Below are 23,212 nucleotides of genomic sequence, written 5' to 3'. Positions count from 1 at the left end.
GCCGTCGCGCGAAACGCCCGACAATCTTTTGGATCGACGCGTGTCAAAATAGCGGTCAGGACAATAACAACCCACCTATCGAACACCACGGAGGTGTCATGTTCAACCGACTTCCATCCGCGCGCGCGGCTCGTGCCGGACAGGCGAAGGCTGGAGCGAAAGCAGGCTCGCGCGCGGCGCGCGGCACGCTGGCTGCGTTCGCCTGCGCACTGCTGCTCGGCGGATGCGCGCAGCCCTGGCAGAACTATCAGGCGGGCGCGGATCAGTCGACCATCGTCGCGCGCCTCGGTCCGCCGCGCGAAGTCTACGATCTGCCGAACGGCGGCAGGCGCCTGATGTGGCCGACGCAGCCGATGGGCGAGTTCACCACGGCCGCCGACATCGACGCCTCCGGCAAGATCGTGAACGTGCGCCAGGTGCTCCAGCCGAACGAGTTCTATCGCGCGGAGATCGGTAAATGGACCCGCGACGACGTGCTGGTCAACTTCGGGCGTCCCGTCGAAACCAATTATTTCCCGCTGATGAAGCGCGAAGTCTGGACCTATCGCTACCTGGAAGACAACGTCTGGTACATGATGTACAGCTTTTATTTCGACGACCAGGGCATCTTGCGGCTGACGCAAAAGACGCCCGATCCGCTGCATGATCCCGACCGGCGCAGTCTGTTCTGAGCCGCGATCCGCGGCGCTGCGCCGGGTGCAAAAGCCGCCTTCGAAGGCGGCTTTTTTCATCGCGCGACGCCAGTAAAAAACCCCGCCGCAGCGGACCGCCATGCGGGGGTTTTTTCATGGGCGCCCCACGGTGCCGCAAGCGCGCATCAGATGTCCGCGCGCTGCGGATTGAGCTTGTCGTGACCGGCATACAGACGGTTCAGCGCCGAGATATACGCCTTCGCCGAAGCCGCGACGATATCCGGATCGGTGCCCACGCCATTGACGATGCGCCCCGCCTTCGACAGACGGACGGTCACTTCGCCCTGCGCCTGCGTGCCCGTCGTGATCGCGTTCACCGAGTAAAGCAGCAGTTCCGAGCCGCTGCCCACTTCGGTTTCGATGGCGTTGAGCGTCGCGTCGACGGGACCGTTGCCGTTCGCCTCGCCGATCACTTCCTTGCCCTCGACCGAGAACACGATGCGCGCGTGCGGCCGCTCGCCCGTTTCCGAGTGCTGCGACAGCGACACGAACTTGTAGTGCTCTTTCTCCTGCGCTTCGATCGATTCTTCCGTGACGATCGCGATGATGTCCTCGTCGAAGATTTCGGCCTTGCGGTCAGCGAGTTCCTTGAAACGCTGGAACGCAAGATTCAGTTCGCTTTCGCTGTCGAGCGTGATGCCCAGTTCCTGCAGACGCTGCTTGAATGCGTTGCGGCCGGAGAGCTTGCCGAGCACGATCTTGTTCGCCGTCCAGCCCACATCTTCGGCGCGCATGATTTCGTAGGTGTCGCGCGCTTTCAGCACGCCGTCCTGGTGGATGCCCGACGCGTGCGCGAACGCGTTCGCGCCGACCACCGCCTTGTTCGGCTGCACGACGAAACCGGTGATCTGCGACACGAGCTTCGAAGCGGGCACGATCTGCGTCGTATCGATGCCCAGATCAAGGCCGAAGTAATCCTTGCGCGTGCGCACGGCCATCACGATTTCTTCGAGCGATGTGTTGCCCGCGCGCTCGCCGAGACCGTTGATCGTGCATTCCACCTGACGCGCACCGCCGATCTGCACGCCCGCCAGCGAATTCGCGACGGCCATGCCGAGGTCGTTATGGCAGTGCACCGAGAACACCGCCTTGTCCGAGTTCGGGATGCGCTCGCGCAGCGTCTTCACGAGGTTGCCGTACAGTTCCGGCACGCCATAGCCGACGGTATCGGCGATGTTGATGGTCGTCGCGCCTTCCGCAATCACGGCTTCGAGCACGCGGCACAGGAAGTCCATGTCCGAGCGGCTGCCATCTTCCGGCGAGAACTCGACGTCGTTCGTGAACTTGCGCGCGAAACGCACGGCGAGCTTCGCCTGCTCGAACACCTGCTCCGGCGTCATGCGCAGCTTCTTCTCCATATGCAGCGGCGAGGTGGCGATGAACGTGTGGATGCGGAAGTGGTCGGCGGGCTTCAAGGCATCGGCGGCACGCTGGATGTCCTTGTCGTTCGCGCGTGCGAGCGAGCAGATCGTGCTTTCCTTGATCATGCCGGCGATCGTGTGGATCGCATCGAAGTCGCCATTCGAGCTGGCCGCGAAGCCTGCTTCGATCACGTCGACTTTCATTCGCTCGAGCTGCTTGGCGATGCGGATTTTTTCTTCCTTCGTCATCGACGCACCGGGCGATTGTTCGCCGTCACGCAACGTCGTGTCGAAAATGATGAGCTTGTCTGCCATCTCGGGTCTCCAGGGGGATTCGGTCAGTTTGAATTGGAAAACGGAATTCGAGTGTTTGCGCCGCGACCGCTGGCGACGCTAGACAACGAACGAGGCAGACGGAGGGCGAAAACGATCAGCGCGGCAGGCGCGCTAGCGCTAGCGAGCTTAGTAGCACGCCGGCTTGAAGAGACAGGAAGGGGAACTTGGAAAGTGCCATGCCAGCGACTATAGCGGCAATCCCGAAAACACGCAATTGACGCTAACCAGGACGGCGATAGTATTTTGCCGAGACAGCGCCCCGCCCGGTGCAGCAAGAAAACGGCAGCTTTACAAGCTGCCGTTTTCACTCGACGCCGTCAAGCCGGCGCGTCAACCTGGCCGCTGCGACGAGCGCGCCGGATTGCCCATGCCGCGTACCACGCGATACGCCCAGAACACATAGCCCGACAGACCGTACAGCACGAACAGGCCGAACAGCATCAGCGGCGGGTCCGACGACACCAGCACGAACGCGACGACCACCAGCAGGATTGCCGCGAACGGCACGCGATGCCGCACGTCGAGCGCCTTGCCGCTGTAGAACGGCGCATTCGACACCATTGTCACGCCCGCATAGATGGTCAGCGCGAACGCGACCCACGGCAGCCAGACGAGCTTCAGCGGCACGCGGTTATCCGTTGCGAGCCAGACGAAGCCCGCGATCAGCGCCGCCGCGGCCGGGCTCGGCATGCCCTGGAAGAAGCGCTTGTCGACCACGCCGATGTTCGTGTTGAAGCGCGCGAGGCGCAGCGCCGCGCCCGAGCAATAGACGAATGCCGCCAGCCAGCCCCACCGGCCCAGATCCTTCAGAATCCATTCGTACATCACGAGCGCAGGCGCGACGCCGAACGACACCATGTCAGACAAACTGTCGAACTGCTCGCCGAATGCGCTCTGGGTATGCGTCATGCGCGCGACGCGGCCGTCCATGCCGTCGAGCACCATCGCGACAAAAATGGCGATCGCGGCGACCTCGAAGCGCACGTTCATCGCCTGCACGACGGCGAAGAAGCCGCAAAAGAGGGCAGCCGTCGTGAACGCATTGGGCAGCAGATAGATGCCGCGCTTGCGCAAAAACTGCTGGCGCGCGGCGCGCCGGCTGTCGATCACGGATTCCGCGACCACGGGCGGCTTGTTGCGCCGAAACGGGCGCGGCTGCGGCGCACCGCTGCTGCGAGGACGACGCGGTTTGAATGCGGCCATCGAACCCTCCCTGTGCCGCTTTACAGTTCGGCCAGAATCGTGGACGACGCCGACACCTTCTCGCCGATCGACACGCGCGGCCGGCTGCCCACGGGCAGATACACGTCGACGCGCGAACCGAAGCGGATGAAGCCATAGCGCTGGCCGCGCGTGAGCGGCTCGCCTGCGCGGACGTAGCACAAAATGCGCCGCGCGATCAGCCCGGCAATCTGCACCGACGTCACCGTCGCGCCGCTCGCCGTTTCGATGACGATCGCGTTACGCTCGTTCTCCGTCGACGCTTTATCGACAGCCGCGTTCAGATACGCGCCCGGAAAATATTCGACCTTCGAAATCGCGCCATCCACCGGCGAGCGCTGCGAATGCACGTTGAACACGTTCATGAACACGCTGATCTTCAGCGCTTCGCGGTTCGCATACGGATCGTGCGCGGTTTCGACGGCGACGATGCGGCCGTCGGCGGGGCACAGCACGGCGTTGGCCTGCGCCGGAATGGGACGCGCGGGGTCGCGGAAGAACTGCACGACGAAGATGAGCAACAGCCAGAAAATCCAGGCAATGCCGAACCCTGCAATGACGTGGATCAACAGCGCAACGACGGCTGCGATCGCGATGAACGGCCAGCCTTCGCGCGCGATGATCGGATGGGGGTAATTCATAAAGTTGGGTTCAGTCTTTTAAAAACCGTAGGATAGCAAAAGCCGTCCAGGGTTCAGCACACCTGGACGGCTTTTTGATGCTTCCGGCGCATTTCGTGCGCCGGAGTGCGAGAAACAGGCAGATTAGTTCTTCGACTGATCGACCAGCTTGTTCTTCGCGATCCAAGGCATCATCGCGCGCAGCTTCGAGCCGACCTGCTCGATCTGGTGCTCAGCCGTGATACGGCGGCGCGATTGCAGCGTCGGAGCGCCGGCGCGGTTTTCGATGATGAAGCTCTTCGCGTACTCGCCCGTCTGGATGTCCTTCAGGACTTCTTTCATCACCTTCTTCGTTTCAGCCGTGATGATGCGCGGGCCCGTCACGTACTCGCCGTACTCGGCGTTGTTCGAGATCGAGTAGTTCATGTTCGCGATGCCGCCTTCGTAGATCAGGTCGACGATCAGCTTCAGTTCGTGCAGGCATTCGAAGTACGCCATTTCCGGCGCGTAGCCTGCCTCGACCAGCGTTTCGAAACCGGCCTTGATCAGGTCGACGGTACCGCCGCACAGAACAGCCTGTTCACCGAACAGGTCGGTTTCCGTTTCTTCGCGGAAGTTCGTTTCGATGATGCCGGCACGGCCGCCGCCGTTGGCCGCTGCGTACGACAGCGCGATGTCGCGCGCTGCGCCCGACTTGTCCTGCGCAACCGCGATCAGGTGCGGCACACCGCCGCCCTGCGAGTACGTGCCGCGCACCGTGTGGCCCGGCGCCTTCGGCGCGATCATGATGACGTCCAGATCCGCGCGCGGGATCACCTGGCCGTAGTGCACGTTGAAGCCGTGCGCGAATGCGAGCGCCGCGCCCTGCTTGGCGTTGGCGTGCACTTCCTTCGCGTAGACCTCGGCGATCTGCTCGTCGGGCAGCAGCATCATCACCACGTCTGCGCCCTTCACGGCTTCCGCCACTTCCTTCACCGTCAGACCTGCGTTCTCAGCCTTGCTCCACGATGCGCCGCCCTTGCGCAGACCGACCGTGACGTTCACGCCGCTTTCCTTCAGGTTCAGCGCGTGCGCATGGCCTTGCGAGCCATAACCGATGATGGTGACCTGCTTGCCTTTGATGAGGGAGAGGTCGGCGTCCTTGTCGTAGAAAACTTTCATGTCTGTTCCTTGGCGATATTCAGAGAAATGCTGCGTGTGTTGTAGCTTGCGGCCGGGCGCCTGATGCAACGCCCGGCATGGATCGAACCGGCGTCATCAAACCTTCAGGATACGCTCGCCGCGCCCGATGCCCGAACCGCCCGTGCGGACCGTTTCGAGAATCGCGGTGGCGTCGAGCCCTTCGATGAAGGCGTCGAGCTTCTCGCTCGCGCCCGTCAGTTCGATCGTGTAGGTCTTTTCGGTGACGTCGATGATGCGGCCGCGGAAAATATCCGACATCCGCTTCATCTCCTCACGTTCCTTGCCGACCGCCCTCACCTTGATCAGCATCAGCTCGCGCTCGATGTGGGCGCCCTCGGTCAGGTCGACCACTTTCACCACCTCGATCAGGCGGTTCAGATGCTTCGTGATCTGTTCGATCACGTCGTCCGAGCCAATGGAAACGATGGTCATGCGCGACAGCGAACGGTCTTCGGTCGGCGCCACCGTCAAGGTTTCGATGTTGTAGCCGCGTGCGGAAAAGAGGCCGACCACGCGCGACAGCGCGCCCGGTTCGTTTTCCAGCAAAACGGAAATGATGTGTCTCATGTTCGCTTCTTCCAGATGTCGATGTATGCGATGCGTGCGATCCGCCCCGCTGCGTCCGCGCTCGCCTTTTGTGAAGACGTGCATGACGCAGCCGGCGCGAGAAGGCGCTCGTTATAGATCTTCCGACCCGAGGAGCATCTCCGTGATGCCCTTGCCGGCCTGAACCATCGGCCAGACGTTTTCGGTCGGATCGGTCTGGAAGTCGAGAAACACCGTGCGATCTTTCAGGCGCAGTGCTTCTTTCAGCGCCGGCTCCACGTCAGCGGTCTTTTCGATCCGCATGCCGACGTGGCCGTACGCTTCGGCGAGCTTCACGAAGTCGGGCAGCGCATCCATGTACGAATGCGAATAGCGCTTGCTGTATTCGATCTGCTGCCACTGGCGCACCATGCCCAGATAGCGGTTGTTGAGCGAAATGATCTTGACGGGCGTGTCGTACTGCTTGCAGGTGGATAGCTCCTGAATACACATCTGGATCGAGCCTTCGCCCGTGATACAGAGCACGTCGTCGTCCGGGTGCGCCATCTTCACGCCCATCGCCGCCGGCAGGCCGAAGCCCATCGTGCCGAGACCACCGGAGTTGATCCAGCGGCGCGGCTTGTTGAAGCGATAGAACTGCGCGGCCCACATCTGGTGCTGGCCGACGTCGGAACACACGAACGCATTGCCGTCCGTCAGTTCCCACGCCTTTTCCACCACGTACTGCGGCTTGATGATGTCGCTTTCGCGGTTGAACTTCAGGCAGTCTTTCGCGCGCCAGCCTTCGATGTCCTTCCACCAGTCGGCGAGCGCCGCGGTGTCCGGGCCATGCTCGGCCGTCTGCAGCTGCTCGATCAGTTCCTTCAGCACTTCCTTCACGTCGCCGACGATCGGGATATCGACCTTGACGCGCTTCGAGATCGACGACGGGTCGATATCGATATGAATGATCTTGCGCGGACGCGATGAGAAGTGCGCCGGGTCGCCGATCACGCGGTCGTCGAAACGCGCGCCGATCGCGATCAGCACGTCGCAGTGCTGCATCGCCATGTTGGCTTCGTACGTGCCGTGCATGCCGAGCATGCCGAGGAATTTCTTGTCGCTCGCGCGGTAGCCGCCCAGACCCATCAGTGTGTTCGTGACGGGATAGCCGAGCAGATCGGCGAACTGGTTCAGTTCGCGCGACGCATCCGCGAGGATGATGCCGCCGCCCGTGTAAATGTACGGGCGCCTGGCCGACAGCAGCAGCGCCACGGCCTTGCGGATCTGGCCCGAATGGCCCTTCGTGACGGGGTTGTACGAGCGCAGCGACACGCTCTTCAACGGTTCGTACTGGCACGGCGCCTTCGACACGTCTTTCGGGATGTCGATCAGCACCGGGCCGGGACGGCCGGTTCGGGCGATATAGAAAGCTTTCTTGACGGTGGCGGCGAGATCGCGCACGTCCTTCACGAGGAAGTTGTGCTTCACGCAGGGACGCGTGATGCCGACGGTGTCGCACTCCTGGAACGCATCCTGGCCGATCGCGGCAGTCGGCACCTGGCCGCTGATGATGACCATCGGGATCGAGTCCATATAGGCCGTCGCGATGCCCGTCACCGCGTTGGTGACGCCGGGACCGGAGGTCACGAGGCACACGCCGACCTTGCCGGTCGAGCGCGCGTAGGCGTCGGCGGCGTGAACCGCGGCCTGCTCGTGGCGCACGAGGATGTGCTGGAATTTGTCCTGCTTGTACAGCTCGTCGTAGATGTAGAGTACCGAGCCGCCGGGATAGCCCCAGACGAACTCGACGTCTTCGTCGGCCAGTGCCTTCATGAGCACGGTGGCGCCGATAGAGTCAGCTGCGTGATGGGGTGTGGTATCCGACGTGGAGAATTCCGCGCTGGGCATATTCATCGTTCACCTTTCGAATTTTCGGCAAAAAATTGATCGGGTGCTCTCTGCCGGGCTTGTGGCTCGGGTTCAAGCGGCGCGTCCAGTTTGACAGGAAGGCTTCTTGGGCCAACCTCAAATGAGACAAGTCACTTATGTTGCGAACCGTAGACGATATCTACGATAAGCTCGATGGTCAAGCAAATATTTCCATGAGCGACGCCGGCCACCGTCGCATGTTCCACTTCTGACCGCCCAATGCGCGTGGCATGAGCCGCGACTGAAGGGAAAATGCAAGCCACAAGCTCGCCGCGTTTTTCCCCGGCTGGCGAGAAAGTTTGTTAGCATCCGCGAGTTTTACGACATTTTTCGACCGATTCCGCGCACACTCGCTGCGCCGACCCCCAACGGATGGCATCAGACAAGGAACTCGCCGATTTTCTGGCGGGCGTCGAAAGGCGCGCGTTCAAGCAGACGGTCTACGCCGTGCGGGACGACGATGCGTCGCTCGACATCGTGCAGGACGCGATGATCAAGCTCGCCGAAAAATACGGCGACCGTCCTGCGGCTGAGCTGCCGCTTTTGTTTCAGCGTATTCTCCAGAATGCGATGCACGACTATTTCCGTCGGCAAAAAGTGCGCAATACTTGGGTCACGCTGTTTTCGTCGCTGGGCAATGCCGACGACGAAGACTTCGACCCGCTGGAGACGTTTGAAAGCCAGGCTGGCTCGACGGGCGCGGAAAGCAGCGAGCAGCAGCTCGAGCGCGAACAGGTCCTGCAGCTGATCGACGAAGAAATCCAAAAATTACCGGCACGTCAACGGGAGGCGTTTCTGATGCGTTACTGGGAAGATATGGATGTCGCTGAGACTGCCGCCGCGATGGGCTGCTCGGAGGGCAGCGTGAAAACGCACTGCTCGCGAGCCACGCACACGCTGGCGCACGCGCTCAAGGCCAAAGGAATCACGCTATGAGCTCCGCTCTCGAAACAAAAGAACTCGAGTTTGCGCAGCAGCTTCGCCGTGCGCTAGACGAAAACGCTGCCCGCATTCCACCCGCTACGACCGACCGGCTCGCCGCCGCGCGCCGTGCCGCGCTCGCCCGCAAGAAGCCTGAACCCGTGACGGCGCCTGCTTTCACGCCCGTCTTCGTCGCCGCGGGCACGCTCGCGCACGCGCCGCAGCCGGACAGCCCGCGCCGTCTGCCGCGTCTGCGCAAGCTCGCGCTTGCGTGGCCCGTGCTTGCGCTCGTCATCGGCCTGGCCGGCATTGCGTGGTGGGAAGACCATCAGCGCACGGCGGAACTCGCCGACATCGATGCCGCCATGCTGAGCGACGATCTGCCGCTCAATGCCTATCTCGATCACGGGTTCAACGCGTATCTCACGCGCAACCACTGAGCGGGGAGAATCGACGGGTGAGTTACAAGCGCGGCCTTGCCGTTGTGTCCGGATGCGTGATCGCAGCGTTGGTGTCATTCGCCGCCACCTATCCGCGCTTCTATCCGACGCTCGCTCCCGTTTCCGCACCCGCCGGCGGTGGCGGCGGTAGCGCGCCCGCGAAGGCGGCCGCGCCGGCGCTGACCGTCGAACTGCCGGGCCTGCCCATTTCGACCAGCCCGCTCGCGTGGTCGAAGCTGACCAACGCCGAGCACGTCGCGCTCGCGCCGTTCGAGTCGCAATGGGACAGCTTCAGCGACGAACGCAAGCGCAAGTGGCTCAAGATCGCCGCGCGCTATCCGAAGATGACGCCCGAGGCGCAAAAGCGGCTGCACGAGCGCATGACGGAGTGGGTCCACATGACGCCCGAACAGCGGCGCGTCGCGCGTGAAAACTATCAGGTGTCGAAGGAACTGCCGCGCGAGGCGCGTCAGAACGCGTGGAAGGCGTACCAGCTGCTGCCCGAAGAACAGAAGCAGAAACTCGCCGCGAGCGAGCACAAGCGCCGGCCGACCGTCGTCAGCGCGCCGCCCACGGGCAAGACGGAGATCAAGGACATCAACCGTCTGGTGAACGGCAAGGACAAGCTTGCAAGCGTGCCCGTGCCGCCCGCGACGGCGGGCGCATCGGCCGGTGTCGCGGCGCCCGCGCCTGGCGCGCCCGCCATTCCCGCTGTCGGCAGCTTCGTTCCAGCGACGCCGACGCCCGTTGCGCCTTCCGAAGCACCGTCGATCTTCAACGGCTCATAATGTCCCGCGAGCCCGCGCCGCGGGCTCATCAACGGCAACCGAGGCTCAGCCCGTGTCCACTTCCGTCGACTCCGCCGCCCAGCCGTCCCACCCCGAATCCGCGCATCCGCGCGTCGGCCCGCCCAGCCTGCGCCGGCGTCTCGCGACGCTGATGTACGAAGGCGTGCTGCTGTTCGGCGTCGTGTTCCTCGCTGGCTACCTGTTCAGCACGCTCACGCAGCAGCGCAACGGGCTCGTGCATCACAACTGGCTTGCCGCGTGGGTCGGCCTCGTGGTCGGCGTGTATTTCGTGTGGTTCTGGACGCACGGCGGCCAAACCCTGCCGATGAAAACCTGGCGGCTGCGACTGGTGGCTGCGAGAGATGGCGGGCGGGTATCGGTGGCGCGCGCCGCGTTGCGGTACGTGCTTTCCTGGCTGTGGTTTCTGCCGCCGCTTGCATTGCATCCTTTGCTGCGGCTTACCGTGCCGCAGACACTCGTTGTCGCTGGTATCTGGTTCGTTTTTTATGCTGGTCTAGGGCGTATTGGGGCCGGGCGACAGTTCCTGCACGATCGACTCGGGGGGACGAAGATCGTCGCAGTCGAGAGGTGAACTTTTTTGTTTGTCTGCGACGCTGTTTTTCTGGCATTCGCGATGTGGTTTTTGGTTTGGCGGCGCCGGTTTGGTTTTTTGGGTTTCCGCTGGCATCCGCGTGGCGCCTAGGCGGCGCGAGCGTTGCCCCTGTGCGGGGCATTTCTACTGTTGCATAGAGTTGCTTAGCGTGTCATACGGAAAGTGTCCTCTATGTGTCCTAGGCTCCCCTGTGCGACGGTCGATCAACGACCCAAAGAGAAGGCAAAAAAACGGCACGCGTCACCATCAATCGCGATTACCTGCTGACCATCAAGAGTAACGGCAAGTCGCGCTACATTCCCGACGAAAAACTGCGCGGATTCTGCATGGCCTACATAGCTTTCGACGGTTTGCGCCTCGACGATCAATGATGCCTCGGAATATTGTCTGGTCGTCGATTTCGGGACGGCTCCATGCCGTCCCGCTTTTTCGTCGGTTAGAACTGCGCTGTCGCTTGCACGCCGACCGTCACGCTTGACGTGGGAAACCCGGCCGGGTTGTAGACAGGCATTCCCACGAACAGGTCATACATGAACCCTGCATATTTTCCCGGCATGCCACCGCGAATGCCAACGACGGCGCCCGCGAGTTGAGTGCCGAGCAAAGTCGCCGTGTCCGGCCCGAATACACGCCCGTAGTCGATTCCTGCATACAGCGTCTGTCCCGTCTGGAAGATGGGCCACTGCAATTCATTGCGCCAGTAGAAGCCTTTCTCCGCGCCAAGCATCGTTTCGCCGTCGAAGCCGCGCACCGTGTAGCGGCTGCCGATGGTCAGGTCGTCGATGAAGAACAGCGTGTCGTTCGTGAACTGAGCGTGAACGGTCGACACGTAACGGAAGTTCTGCGTCGCAATGGCGAACGGCACCGACAGGTTCGCGTCGAGTACCACCATCTTGTAGAGATAGGTCGGCAGAGGCTTGCCGTCCTGGCTCGGGCCGTATAGACCGGGATCGGGATCGCCCGTCGCGCCGAGGCCGCGAATGCCCTGACGGTAGGCGAGCGTGCCGTCGAACTGCGACGCGCCGAAGTAATGGCGGTCGGTCAGACCCGTCTCGATGAACGTGTTGTTGCGGTCCTGAATCGGAATGCTCGTGCTTTCGAGGAGGCTCTCGCCGAAGCGCTTCGATATCTGCACATAGGCGCCGAGCACGTCGGCCTGGTTGCGCGAGAGCACACGCGACAGTCGGAACGCGGTCGTCTGTGCGTTGCCGCTCGACACAAACGTCTGGTTCACGCCTGCAAGTGGCTGATAGTAGGTGTTCGTATTGCCCGACAGCGTTGCCGTCCAGTAGCCGAAGGGTATGGAGTACGAACCGTTGAACCCGTGCGAACCAAGCGTTTTGTTGCCAAACGACAGATCCTGATTCGCGCCGAGCGCAAGCACGTCGTTCAGCCCGAGCGGATTGTCGACGCCAAGGCTCACGTTGCCTTGCCACTTGCCTGTTGCCTTCGTGCCCGAGTTGTCGACGGACGCAACGAAACTCCAGGGCTTCGAACGCTTCACATTCAGCACGACATCGCTCTCGCCAGGTGCTTCGGCAGGCTCGATCTTCATGTCGACGTCCTGTGATGCGACGCGTTTCATCTGCTCCAGACCCTGTTCGAGGTCGCGCAGGTTCAGCACGTCACCATCGCGCGCAGGAAACGCTGACTTCCATGTGCCGCGCGTGTCGGGATCGGTAAAGCGCACATGACGCACGAGACCCGGCACGAGCGACACCTTGAGCGTGCCCGCCGACAAGTCCTGTTCAGGCAACAGCACGCGCGTCGTCACATAGCCGCGCGACAGTATGGTCTGCTGCAAGCCTTTCATGAGTATGTCGAGTCCGGCTTTGCCCATGCACTCGCCCCGGTAGTGATCGAGCCATTCGCGCGCAAACCAGAACGGATCGAGCGGCAGATTTGATGCGCCGTTCCTGCGCGCGATGTCGGGCAGTGTCGCCGGTACGTCGAGCGCGAATGTGTCGATGCGGAAGCACGGCGATTCGTGAGGAAGGTCAGGATATGCCCCGGCCTTCGGCACGGTCGAGCGCACGGAAGGTGCGTTGACGGTCTGCTCGCGCTGCTGCGCGTCGCGCTGTTGCTGTAACTGCTGGTTCTGTTCTGCGTTCGCGCGTGCGGCGGCTGCCGCGTCTGCCAGTGACGGCGCGCGTTGTGCGGACGCGAGTGTGACCAGGGCTGTGAGCGGCAAAGCCGCCAGCCTCTTGCTGATTTTCATGCGTTGTTTTTCCCTGATTACTTCGTCGCGCCTTTGCGTTTCAGGAAGAGAACATACAAAGACCTGATCGCCTCAAAAGCGAGCACGAAGGCGAACACGATCTGAAAAACGATCAGAATCGCCCTGTGACGCTCGGTTTGCTGCATCGACATCGGACTCAGGCTTGTATGAACTGAAAGCCAGGCGACGATGTCGGGAAGGAATTTCATGCCAAGATAAACGAGCGTGATGCCAACCACCCGTGTAAGAGTTCCTTGCCAGCCGCCGTCAAGGACTAGTCGATCAACTTTGTAGCTAGTCATTGATTGCGCCGCTTCCGTATCAGCAACCGCACAACGTTGACGACTTCAACGAAAAGACCTACGCAGATCATCACGATAGCTGCTTGGCGAACCAGTAATTCCTTGCTCTCGGTAATTACAATAGTGCGACCCGACGTCCACTGCTCCGCCCAATTTGCCAGGAAGACGGCGTTAAAAACGAGAGCAAAAAATATCAGTTCACATACCACCCTCGACACGATGCCTATCCAGCCATCCGAAGTGAGCCACCGATCAATAGTGTTGTTCATTTTTTGAGTTTGCTTGCGTCTTGGCTAGGCACGAATGAGCTAATCCCACCCGTAAATGCGCCTGCGGCAGTACCGATGTTGGCAGGAAGCGTGCTCCTGCCTCCTTGAAGGATCGCGGGAATACTAGGATTCATGTTGTTCGGAAATACGATCGACGGCAGTGAGATACCGGCCACCTTGCTGATCCCAAGTCCAACAGGAAATGCGATGCCCGCGAAGCCCGCGCCAGCCGCAAACGCCAGGATTGTGCTGCTGTTCTCACCGTAATAGATGTTGTTAAATGTTGTCGTAGTAGCTGCGCCAGCACCACCCAAAAGCACATTCTCGATGAATCCAACGTTCGCACCAATTGGCCCGGTGATCGCACCGACCGTGGCGGCAAATGCAGACTGAGCAGCCCGTATCGAGCCAGATTGAGAATACTGTGCGGCAACGTCCATGCCACCACTCACCGTTCCTCCGATCGCGGCGGCAGCGGCAGTCCCGATTCCGGCTGCAATCGGTGCGCCTGGAATTGCTACTCCCGCAGTAGCGGCCGCAATTACACCACCGCCCATAAGGTTCCGGTTCGCTTGCTCCCGATTGACACTGTCCTGAACCTGCTGCCTAGAAGGCCGGTTCGGACCGACTCCGTTGGGGTAATACGCGGCATACATGCCAGCATTCGCTTTCTGGTCAGGCGTCGCGTAGAACATATAACCTGGACCACTATTGCCGTCTGCGGGCAACATGCCATGCGCTTGGTCCAGAAACGCGCTCGCGCTTGCGTTCCATGCACCGGGCGATCCGTTTTGCACCTGGCGGTTTGCCTGCGCGGTCAAGTCGCTGGTTGCCTGGTCAACACTAATACCTTGCTGCTTTGCGTAGGCGGCTGCGTTGTCCTTGATCCACTTTTGCTCAGTCGGATGCAACTGCCGGTTGTAGCGGTCAACGTCATACCCAGAGAACGCGCCCGCATTGCCTCCGACCGCCGCGCCCGCTCCAGTAGCAATCGCGTTCGCCACGATGTTGCCTAGTGCCTGATTCATATCCGCATTGCCGGTCGGATTCGATCCAGCAATCGCGCCACTCAATTCATTCAGCTTGCCCGCAGCAATCGACGCAATGCCCGCACCGGCCGCGCCGCCGAGCGCATTGCCTCCCGCGAGTCCCGTCACGATTGCCGCGCCCGCCGCCTGCATTTCCGCGCGCGCCGTGCCGCCTTCCTTCCATGCATCGATGCCAGCCTGATCACCCGCTGCCTGTGCTTCCTTGAGTTTCGAGTCTGCGTAATCACCCACGCGCCGCGAAACGGCTTCACCCGCCGCGCCCGCCGCCGCCATCATGTCGGCCTGCTTGTCCAGCAGGTTATTCACGTCAGGCAGTTTCGCGACGGTCCCGTTCGTATTCGACGTATCGCGATTCAGGCCCGCGACATCCTGCGTCTGATGCGCGTTGTCCGTCACGTTGATCGTGCCCGCGCTGATGCCGCTGCGCGTAATCGCACTATCGCTGCCGCTGTCGTTCTGGCTCAACATCGGTGCGCCGGCGCCCGCGTTCTTTCCGGAAGCGGGGCCGTGCGTCGAGTAGTTGGAACCACCGTCGCCCGTCGTGACGCCTCCGCTGAACCCGCCCGAATGCGCGTTGTAGCTGGACTGGTTCTGTATGTCGGAGTAGGTCAGCGTGCCCGTCGACAGGTTGTTCTTCGACGCGTCCGCATCGCTCGCGATGATCGCGCCTTTCAGGTCCGTATTGCCCTTGACGTTGATGTTGAATCCGCCGTCGCCCGCGTGAATGCCAGCCTGTTCGTTGACGCCCGCATAACTGCCGTTTGCGTTCGCGTTCGTATGGCTGAAGCTCGCGCTGCCACCGCCCTGACTGATGCTGAAGCCGCCGCCCATGCTTTCCTGATGGGCGCTGCTCGTCAGCGTGTCCTGCACGCTCGCGATGTTCAGGTTGCCGCCGATATCGGCATTCACCTGAGCCCCGTTCACATTCGCGCCGATGATGTTGGTATCGCCGCCCGAGATGATCGTCGCGGTATTCACGGCCGTGACGTGCGTATTGTTCTGCATCGTCGCGTCGCTGTTCGCGTTGCCCTTGGCCTTCGACGCCGAAGCGTCGACGCCGAACCCCTGCGTGCCATACGACACGCCGACGCTCGCGCTGCTCGACTGGTTTGTGCTGCGGGTCGAATCCGTATCGGTTGAATTGACGAGATTGACCTGGTTCTTCGCGGCGAGAATCACGTCGTTCGCATTCACGTCAGAACCTGCAATCGTGACGTTGCCGCTTCCGGCCGTGCCGCTCCCCGTCGCGACGAACGCCGCCGTGCCACCCGTCGTCACGCTCGAACCCGGGCTCGTCGTGCTGTCCTCGCTGAACGTAGTCTTGCTGTGACTGCTGCCGTAGCTGAGCTGGATCTTGGCTGACGGTGTCTGACTATTGGCAAGTTGGCCCATTGCCGCGCCCGCCGCGCCGATGGAGTCGAGCGCGCCGCTTGCCGCCGCCATGCCGTGCAGCGCTGCGGCGCGATCGTCCTGGCTCTTGCTCGCCGCGCGCGCCTGGTCGATGGTATTGCTGATCGCGTCGATGACGGGCGCCTTGATCGCCAGCGTGAAGCCGCTCTTGCTGACTTCCTGTGTCTCGTCGTGGTGGGCTGTGTTCGTGGCCGAGTCGATGGTGACGTTCGCGCCCGTGCCCGTCAGGTTCTTTGCCGCGATCAGGTCGCTGCCCGTGACATGCAGATCGGCGCCCGCCGTCAGGTTCACGTTGCCGCTCGTGCTGCCGATCATGCTCGCGTTATTCGTCACTGAACGGTCATTCGTCGTGTCCTTCGTGTCGACCGTGCCGTATGAAATGCCGATTCCCCCCGAACTGCCAAGACCCGATTTCGTGACCTGATGGAAGTGCCCGGAATCGCTCGTATCCTGCGATGTATTGACGGTCAGGTTGTTCGCCGCCGACAGGTTCACGTCGTTCGTCGCAGCGACCGTTGACCCGGTAATCGTCATGTCATGACCGGCCGCGCCTGTGACCGTGTCGCCCGACACCGTCGAACCGCTTGCGATCACCTGATGCGAACGGGTCGTGTCCGTGGTCTTCTCTTTCGACAGGAAACCCGAACTCTCGTTATGCGACCAGCTTTGCGAGTCATGCGTCTCGCTGACGCTGCCAATCGTCACGTCGCCTGTCGATACGAGTTTGACGCCGCCACCGCTCGCGTCGGTGGAAACGGTCGAGCCGAGCACGGACAGATTGCCGCTGCCGCCCTGACCGGCCGCAAGCGTCACGTTGCCGCCTGCGCTAACGTTCGAACCCCGTACCTGCTCGTCATAGGACGAGTTCGTCAGTTGGCTCTTGCTGTTGCTCATCGACTGTTCGTTACGGGTATGGACGTCCTTTGCCGCCGTGACTGTCAGGTTGCCACCCGCGATCATCGACGCGTCGCTGCCCGCGCGAACCGTGGCATCCGTCAGCGTCGTGTCGCGGCCCGATCCCGTTGTGACGCTACCGCCCGCGACGATGGCGCTCCCGACATTCTGCGTCTGACTGTCGTGACGGAAGTCCGCGCCCGCGTAACCGCTCGAATCCTTTGTTGTCGTCACTGCGACCGTCCCGACATTCAGATCGCGGCCCGCTGCGATGGCCGCGTCGCCGCCAGCCTGCACCTGTGCACCGTTGAGATTCACGTCGCGCCCCGCAATGACCGTCGCACTGTTCGTCGCGGAAATCGTGCCGACAGCATCGTCGCCCGTACCCGTGATGCTTCCCGCGTAATTGCGATCCGTGAAGGACTTCGAGACACCATACGTCTGCGTCTCGTTGATGACATCGCGGCCCGCCTGCACGACAACATCGTTGCCGTTGATGAGGCCACTGGTATTGCGCACGTCCTGAGCCGCAACGATAGCCGTCATGCCCTTGCTGCCGATGATGCCGCTGTTCGTGATGTTGTTGCCGATCACGGTCGTTGCGAGATTGCTCGCGACATGACCGCTGTTGTTCACGTCGCCGCTCGCGTTCAGGTTGACGTTGTTACCCGCGACGAGCGCGCCGCTACTCGCGAGGTCAACCGTGCCCGACTGCGCGAGATACACCTGGGGCACGAGCACGCTCTGGTGCGAGCCGTCCGGCAGTGTTACGTCCTGCGAGACGAGCCAGACCATGTCAGTCGTGAGTTGCGCCATCTGCGCAGCCGTCAGTGCAATGCCAGGCTCCAGCCCGAACGCCTTTGCATAGGTGACGCCGTTGTTCAACAGCGCCGCGTATTCGTCCAGGTTGTCAGTGAAGCCTGCGCGGAAGGTGCGGCCCGTCAGTTGCGTCACCTGGTTGCGGATCAGCGTTTCCTCATACAGTCCGTCGCCCAGGCGCTTTTCCACCGTCGACGGGTCGTAGCCCAGCTGCCTGAGCATGTAGTCGCTGGAAATGAAATTCGAATACTGCGTGAATCGCGGATCGGTCGCGACGAGGTACGCCGCACCGGGCGCGGTGTTGTACATGTACAGGCCGCTTACGGGGAGTTTCAGGTTCGGAATGCCGCCCGTTGCGCCGCCCAGCGTCTGTTTGCCCGTGCCGTCCGCGCCGGCGCCGCTCACGCCTGAACCGGCGACGGTCTGCCCCTGGCGGTTGACCGAGGTGATGCTGATCGCCGTTGCGTCGGTCTGCACATTGGCGTTCGACGACGCGATCGCGGGCAATGCATCGACGGTCGTGTTGTATTGCGAAATGCCGTCGTAGGTTCCATCGCTCCGGGGCTGCGTCGTGTCGCTGCTGCCGCCTGTTTTCTGGTGCCAGTAGAAGACCGACGTGGTATCGGTGACGACGGCCTGCTGGAGCACCGTGCCCGTATCGGTGACGCTGCCGCCGTCCGCACGGCGAACGAGGTCGCCGCCTGCCGCCATCGTCGACGACTGGTTGTTGATGCTGCCACCGTCTGCGTTGATGCGGATCGAGCCTTCTGCCTGGATCGTCGCGACGTTGCCCGCGTTGACAAGCTGGTCGGTCGTCGTGGTGGTCTGCGTCGAACGCGACTTCTCGACGTAGTCGTGATTGCCGATGTCCCAACGCACCTCTGCCTGGTCGGGGCGGATGTTCCTGTTCGGATCGAAGTCCGGCCAGAAGGTGATCGAGACCGTTCCGTCCGCGTTGTTCGTCAGACTGTGGTACCACTGCGTTGCATTGTTCGTGATGTCACGCGCAACAACGGTCGCGCCGGACTGGTAGCGGTCGTAAATCGGCTGCGTCAGTGAGAACGTCTGTGCGTTCGTGTCGAGATTCGTGACCTGCGACGCGGGAATCGTGACCGTGACGGGCTTCGCCAGCGCGTAAATGGTCTGGTCGGCCATTGCGCCCGCGCTCCAGTTCCATTGCGGGAAGTCCAGGCTGTGGTAATTGCCGAACACGCCTGCCGACAGGTCGTCACCGAAGCCCGCCGTCCAGAGCGTCAGCGTGGTCGTACCGGCATCCTGCGGCGTGCCCGCCTGCGTGACGACGCCTGTCCTGATGTTGTTGACCGTGTGCGCGGCGATGTCGATATCGCCGTCCGCCTGGATCGTCGCCGCGCTGTTCGTGAGCGTGCCCGTCTGGTTCGCGAGCATGCCCGAGGCATCGCGCGTGCCGTCCTTCGCAATCTCCAGACTGCCCGCGCTGTAGATGAGCGCGCCGTCCGCGTTGGTCACGGTGCTCTGTGCGTAGATATGCACGCTGTTCGCGCCCGCGATGGCGGCGGCGGCCCCCGTGTTCTGAACGTCCGTTGCGTTCACCGTGACGTCGTTGCCGATCACGGTTCCGGTGTTGGCGAGCGTCGCGCTGCTGGTCGTGACCGTGTCGCCTTCGATGCGTCCCGCGTTCGTCAGCGTGCCGGTCGCGTTGGCGGTGGTGTTCGACGAGTTGATGTCGGCGTTCGCCGCGTTCACGACGTTCGCGGCCGTGGCGGTGAGCGCGCCGCCTGCTGCAAGCGTGCCGATGTTGGTCAGCGTGCCCGTGGCGGTCACGCTCATGTCGCCGTCAGCGTGCAGGTTGTTCGCGGCGCCGCTCGTGTAGTCACCGTTGACGGCCAGCGACAGGTTGCATCCCGCGACCATGTCGCCATCGCCCGACACGATGCCGCTCGCCGATACGTCCCGGTTCGCGCGAATCGCGCCGCCTGCGTTCGAGAGCGACGCGACATTGACCGACACGTCCTGTCCGCCGAGGATCGAGCCGCCGTCGTTGATGACGGCCGCATTCGCCTGCTTCAGGTTCAGCGCCGTGCCGCCGTATAGCGTGCCGCCCGCATTGTTGACGCGCTGCGTGACGTTCAGGTTCGCCGCGCCGCCCGCGACGAGATTCGCGCCCGCGTCGTTCTCAAGCGTTTGTGCGTTCACGCTCACATCGCCATTGCCGCCGAGCGTGCCGCCCGTGTTGGTCACCGTCGATGCAGTCGCAGTCGTCGCGCCGTCGCCCGCATTGGTCAGCTTGCCGGTGCTGTTGTCGAGGCTCGCGGCGGTGACGCTGACTACGCCGTGCGCGCCGTTGGCTGACAATGTGCCGTGCGCGTTCGACAACGCGCCGCCCGCGCTCACGGTCAGATCGCCCGAGGTCTGCGCCGACCCGCCCGTGTTGTCGATGTCGCCCTGTGCAGAGAGGGTGAGGCCCGTGCCGCCCGAGAGCGTGCCGTCCGCGTTGCTGATCGCGCCCGTTGCGGTCGCGTTCAGCGTGCCGCCCGTCGCAATCGTGCCGTTATTGGTCAGCCCCCACGCAGCCAGGACCGCATTGCGCAGCGCATTGACCTGCCCCATGTTTGTGAACGTGTAGGCACTCGCGTTGACGTTGCCGTTGCCGCCGATCACGCCACCGATGCCGTTCAGCAGCGTGCCCGTCACGCCAAGGTTCAGGCCGTCGCCGTTCAGCGACAGGATCTGTCCGCCTGTGTTGTCGAGCGACGCCGCGCCGATGGTCGCACCGCCCGCCGCCTGGATGACGCCCTGACGGTTGCCGAGCGCGCCCGCCGTGGTCAGGCCGAGCGTCGAGCCGGACACGATCTGTCCGCCCGCATTCGAGACGTTCGCCGCCGACGCCTGAACGCTCGCGCCCGTCAGCTTGCCGCTGTCGTTGGTCAGCGTGCCCGCCGAACTGGCGTTAAGCGCGCTGCCCGCCGTGGTCGTCGCGCCCGCAAGATTGAGATCACCATTGGACGCGATGAGCGTCAGCGCGCCATTCGCTGAAGTGTTGCTGCCCGCGAGATTGACCGACGCGCCCTGAATGGTCGCATTTTCGCCGCCCTGGTTCTGGCCCGTCGCTGCGACTGCGCCCGTCGCCGTGATGGTCAGATCGCCCGAGTTCGCAATCGTGCCGTCGCGGTTGACGCCCGCGCCGAGCGTGCCCGTCGATGCGACGCTGGCGGCAGTGACGGCCGTGTTTTGCTGCGCGGCAAGCGTGCCCCTATTGGTGAGCGCGCCCGACGTGTTCGTGCTGACGCTTTGCTGCGCGTAGGTCGTGCCGCTGTTGTCGATGCCATCGCGCGCGCTCGCCGCGATGTTACCGCTAGCGTTCGTCTGTCCCGCGAGAACGAGCTTGCCCTGGGTCGTCAGGATCAGATCGCCCGCCTGCGCTGCGAGCACACCTTTGGTCGAGACACCGACGCCGTTTTCCGTACCCACCAGGAAAATGCGGTTGGCGTACATGCCGCCCAGGTTGCTCACGTCGATGGAGACACCGGGCGCAGGGCCGTCGCCCGCAATCGGCGTGGCAGCGAGCGAATCGTAATCCACGCTGTTCGTGCCCGTCACGACGTTCAGGTTCTTCGCGTAGATCGCGGCGTTCGCCTGGACAGCGCGCGCCAGCAGATCAACCTGATCGACATTCGACGCATTCAACCCCGCGCCGTCGACCGTGATCGTGCCGCCCGGAATGTTGAAGCCCGCGAGCGATCCGTCCGCGCGATAGTTCGGCGTGCCTGTCGCAAGCGTCGCCCTGGACGTATTGATGAACCCCGCTCCGTTGACATACATCCCGTTCGGATTCGCGATGACAACCTGCGCGCCCTGGCCCGCGACTTCGACATAACCGCGCAATTGCGACGGCGAACTGCTGTTGACCTGATTGACGACCACACGCGCGGCATCGTTCGGCCCGAAGTTTGGATTGCCGTTGATATAGCCCGCGAGTTGCGTGTTGACGATGGTCGGCGAGTTATTGAGGATCGCGCCGTTCTTCTGGACATCGAACTGGTTGTAGGTGTTCACCGACACGCCCGCACCGCCAGGCTTGTTGATGTTGACCTGTGGGATGCCGTTCGCCGTGGTGTTGATGCCAGGCGCATGCGCACCACCCGGAACGATTTGCGCGAACGAAAGCAGCGGCGCGACCGCGAGCAATAGCGGCGCGACAACGAAACGGCACAACGCATGGTTGGTCTCGCGCGCTACGGGAGCGCGGCCATTGGCGCGCGTCTCGCCCGTTGACTTGCCAGTTGACGCAGCGGTTTCCTCGACGGCCACGAGCATACCGCGCAACCGGCTGAACACCAGCCGGTAGGCCCTTTGATTCATTTTTGTTCGTCTTGCTTATTATCGAACCGGTAAACCTATCGCAAGCAGGTATGAACAACTGTTATCAAATATCAAGGAAGATTCAAAAGCAACGGGATCAGCGAAATCAGTCTTATCTGATTGCGGGCGAAAAAAAGCCCGCGTGGGAGCGGGCAAAAGCTACTTCCCCTGTTTTTCTGTGGGGAACAGCCAGACCTCATGTGCGCATCCGAGGTAGCTGCGCCAGAAGCGCTTTTAATCTAGGTGGCGCGTTGCCCGATGCGCCACCAGAACGCTCCCAAAAGCATTATTCCTGCCGCTTGAGTTGGAGCATCCTGAACGTTTCGCCCATGCCCGTGTGAAACACCGAGAACCACAGCCTCATGTCGTAGCGGCGCAACGGCTCGCGACCGGTCACGGCCGCAATCGCGCGCAGACAGGCGCGACGGGTTGCTTCGCTGTCGTCTGATCGCAGCAATGTTTCGCCTGGTTCGAGTCGTGCGACCTGCCACGCGAGCGACCCGGCCGCAAGTTCGCGGGTAAGTGGTGCGTCATGTCGGCGCGGGGGACCGTCGCGCGCAGGACCGTCGCGGGTGCCGTGGTTATGGCGCGCAACGTCCGTTCCCTTTGTTGCACTTGGTGTTTGAAACCGCCAGGCAAAAGAAAGCCGCTCACACCGAGCCGCTTGACACTTACCCACGGGCCCTCAACGTCCCCATACTTCTTTCGTTCGCGCTTCGCTCAATGTGCGCTGCCCGCGCATCTGCCAGCGCCGCACCTGCTTCATCCGCCCGCGGGATGCTTGCCACATCGGGTGTCCCGCGCCCCCATGCGGCAAACACTGTGTCGGCCATCGCACCGCACGGCACACCATCGCTGCGCGATGGCTTTCAGTTCGGGCACTGACCTCTGCGGCGAGACACCCTACACAGAGTTTGCCGCACGGGGGCATTACCCCTTCGATACGGCTCGCCGTGGTACGGATGCATGAAGCGGGTGACACGTTCAGCAGCATGTGGGCAACGGACCTGCAAGAGTGCGTTGCCGTTCGAAACACGGGGACGTCGAGGGCCCGTGGGTAAGTGTCAAGGATTGGCGGTGTTAGCCCGCTTTCTTTTGCCTACTTTTCTTTGCCGCTGCAAAGAAAAGTAGGTGCCGCCCCGCACAGGGGCAACGCCTGCGCCGCGAGGCGCTATCGCGGATGCCCGAGCAAAGGGCATGCACACACCGGCAACGCCTGCGCCGCGAGGCGCTATCGCGGATGCCCGCGCAAACCGCAAGCACACAACAAAACCGCCCG

The 23,212-nt window shown here is 62.5% G+C and carries 17 protein-coding genes; 5 read left to right on the top strand and 12 right to left on the bottom strand.

What is annotated here, in order from left to right:
- The first annotated feature begins 98 nt into the window (after nt 1-98).
- Complete coding sequence (locus tag H3V53_RS19810; RefSeq protein ID WP_336599409.1) at nt 99-671, top strand: hypothetical protein; 573 nt, start codon at nt 99-101, stop codon at nt 669-671.
- Nucleotides 672-817: 146 nt separating this feature from the next.
- On the opposite strand, the gene H3V53_RS19805 is transcribed toward H3V53_RS19810, so the two are convergent.
- From H3V53_RS19805 to H3V53_RS19780, 6 genes are all read right to left on the bottom strand, one after another.
- Nucleotides 818-2,368, bottom strand: coding sequence for a 2-isopropylmalate synthase (locus tag H3V53_RS19805; RefSeq protein WP_336599408.1), 1,551 nt, complete (start codon nt 2,366-2,368; stop codon nt 818-820).
- Between the two features lie 351 nt (nt 2,369-2,719).
- Nucleotides 2,720-3,592, bottom strand: coding sequence for a CDP-diacylglycerol--serine O-phosphatidyltransferase (gene pssA, locus H3V53_RS19800; RefSeq protein ID WP_336599407.1), 873 nt, complete (start codon nt 3,590-3,592; stop codon nt 2,720-2,722).
- Nucleotides 3,593-3,612: 20 nt separating this feature from the next.
- Nucleotides 3,613-4,251, bottom strand: coding sequence for a phosphatidylserine decarboxylase (locus H3V53_RS19795; RefSeq protein WP_054919847.1), 639 nt, complete (start codon nt 4,249-4,251; stop codon nt 3,613-3,615).
- 123 nt (nt 4,252-4,374) lie between these two features.
- The gene (gene ilvC / locus H3V53_RS19790; protein ID WP_336599406.1) at nt 4,375-5,460 is read right to left on the bottom strand and encodes a ketol-acid reductoisomerase; all 1,086 of its coding nucleotides are present in this window, start codon (nt 5,458-5,460) and stop codon (nt 4,375-4,377) included.
- 27 nt (nt 5,461-5,487) lie between these two features.
- On the bottom strand, nt 5,488-5,979 hold the full coding sequence (ilvN, locus tag H3V53_RS19785) for an acetolactate synthase small subunit (RefSeq protein ID WP_007588180.1): 492 nt from the start codon (nt 5,977-5,979) through the stop codon (nt 5,488-5,490).
- 111 nt (nt 5,980-6,090) lie between these two features.
- Nucleotides 6,091-7,854 carry an acetolactate synthase 3 catalytic subunit gene (locus H3V53_RS19780; RefSeq protein WP_336599405.1) on the bottom strand — a complete coding sequence of 588 codons (1,764 nt, stop codon included), beginning with the start codon at nt 7,852-7,854 and terminating at the stop codon, nt 6,091-6,093.
- Between the two features lie 387 nt (nt 7,855-8,241).
- Between H3V53_RS19780 and H3V53_RS19775 the strand changes: the two genes are divergently transcribed.
- The 4 genes from H3V53_RS19775 to H3V53_RS19760 are packed head-to-tail and all read left to right on the top strand — an operon-like array spanning nt 8,242 to nt 10,610.
- Nucleotides 8,242-8,805: an RNA polymerase sigma factor gene (locus H3V53_RS19775; protein WP_054919843.1), complete on the top strand. Its 564-nt coding sequence runs from the start codon at nt 8,242-8,244 to the stop codon at nt 8,803-8,805.
- Nucleotides 8,802-9,230: a DUF3619 family protein gene (locus tag H3V53_RS19770; RefSeq protein WP_054919841.1), complete on the top strand. Its 429-nt coding sequence runs from the start codon at nt 8,802-8,804 to the stop codon at nt 9,228-9,230. The genes H3V53_RS19775 and H3V53_RS19770 overlap by 4 nt, the downstream gene beginning before the upstream one ends.
- Before the next feature lie 17 nt (nt 9,231-9,247).
- Nucleotides 9,248-10,018: a DUF3106 domain-containing protein gene (locus H3V53_RS19765; protein ID WP_336599404.1), complete on the top strand. Its 771-nt coding sequence runs from the start codon at nt 9,248-9,250 to the stop codon at nt 10,016-10,018.
- Between the two features lie 52 nt (nt 10,019-10,070).
- A complete protein-coding gene (locus tag H3V53_RS19760) occupies nt 10,071-10,610 on the top strand; it encodes an RDD family protein (RefSeq protein WP_419539521.1) in 540 nt (179 codons plus the stop codon).
- Between the two features lie 224 nt (nt 10,611-10,834).
- Here H3V53_RS19760 and H3V53_RS19755 read toward each other — a convergent pair whose 3' ends face one another.
- The 6 genes from H3V53_RS19755 to H3V53_RS19730 all read right to left on the bottom strand — a co-directional run bounded on the left by H3V53_RS19755 (nt 10,835) and on the right by H3V53_RS19730 (nt 22,390).
- Nucleotides 10,835-10,999: a hypothetical protein gene (locus H3V53_RS19755; RefSeq protein ID WP_336599403.1), complete on the bottom strand. Its 165-nt coding sequence runs from the start codon at nt 10,997-10,999 to the stop codon at nt 10,835-10,837.
- A gap of 68 nt (nt 11,000-11,067) precedes the next feature.
- The gene (locus H3V53_RS19750; RefSeq protein WP_336599402.1) at nt 11,068-12,849 is read right to left on the bottom strand and encodes a ShlB/FhaC/HecB family hemolysin secretion/activation protein; all 1,782 of its coding nucleotides are present in this window, start codon (nt 12,847-12,849) and stop codon (nt 11,068-11,070) included.
- A gap of 17 nt (nt 12,850-12,866) precedes the next feature.
- Nucleotides 12,867-13,151, bottom strand: coding sequence for a hypothetical protein (locus H3V53_RS19745; RefSeq protein ID WP_336599401.1), 285 nt, complete (start codon nt 13,149-13,151; stop codon nt 12,867-12,869).
- A complete protein-coding gene (locus H3V53_RS19740; protein ID WP_336599400.1) occupies nt 13,148-13,420 on the bottom strand; it encodes a hypothetical protein in 273 nt (90 codons plus the stop codon). Before H3V53_RS19740 ends, H3V53_RS19745 begins: the two co-directional genes overlap by 4 nt.
- Nucleotides 13,417-21,933 (bottom strand): two-partner secretion domain-containing protein, encoded by an 8,517-nt coding sequence (locus tag H3V53_RS19735; RefSeq protein WP_336599399.1) that lies wholly within the window; start codon nt 21,931-21,933, stop codon nt 13,417-13,419. The genes H3V53_RS19740 and H3V53_RS19735 overlap by 4 nt, the downstream gene beginning before the upstream one ends.
- Nucleotides 21,934-22,219: 286 nt before the next feature.
- Nucleotides 22,220-22,390, bottom strand: a complete 171-nt coding sequence (locus H3V53_RS19730) for a hypothetical protein (protein WP_336599398.1) — start codon at nt 22,388-22,390, stop codon at nt 22,220-22,222.
- Nucleotides 22,391-23,212: the final 822 nt, after the last annotated feature.

This window comes from Paraburkholderia bengalensis, assembly GCF_037126505.1.
Taxonomy (GTDB): domain Bacteria; phylum Pseudomonadota; class Gammaproteobacteria; order Burkholderiales; family Burkholderiaceae; genus Paraburkholderia; species Paraburkholderia bengalensis.
Note: the sequence above shows the minus strand (reverse complement) of the source record. Positions and strands in the feature narration are given on the sequence as shown.